Below are 388 nucleotides of genomic sequence, written 5' to 3'. Positions count from 1 at the left end.
AACCTGATGCGCCCCGAGTCTTCCGTCATCCCGCCGCGCGCTTCTTGCCCTGGCTTGCCGGCGATTGCCCGTTCTTGCGGCGTTCCGCCGTGTCACGCCGGGTGGGACGCCCTCCAGGGCGAACAGCTATCGCACGCCCCCTGCATGGGGGCAGCACGCGCGGCGGGCAGCAAGGGTCCCGCTTCTTCCGTTGGCTATCCGCGGTCCTCGGTGCCCCGGCGGTACCGGGCCGGAGTGAAGCCCGTGGCCCTGCGGAACGCGGTGGTGAACCGGCTCTGGGAGCTGAAGCCACACGCGAGCGCGATGTCCGCGAGCGGCAGCTCCGTGTCGCGAATGAGCCCCTCCGCCTTCTCCACGCGGAGCCGCTCCACGTAGGCCCTCGGCGTCT

General features: G+C 71.4%; 1 protein-coding gene. It reads right to left on the bottom strand.

Going from position 1 to position 388, the window contains the following annotated elements; all coding sequences use genetic code 11:
* Window positions 1-194: 194 nt before the first annotated feature.
* Window positions 195-388, bottom strand: a 194-nt coding sequence (locus D7Y04_RS43610) for a helix-turn-helix transcriptional regulator (RefSeq protein WP_147477394.1), incomplete at its 5' end; no start/stop codon positions are given.

Origin of the sequence: Corallococcus sp. AB038B (assembly GCF_003668955.1) — a bacterium.
GTDB classification, from domain to species: Bacteria; Myxococcota; Myxococcia; order Myxococcales; family Myxococcaceae; genus Corallococcus; species Corallococcus exiguus.
This window is presented reverse-complemented; position numbering and strand designations above follow the sequence as displayed.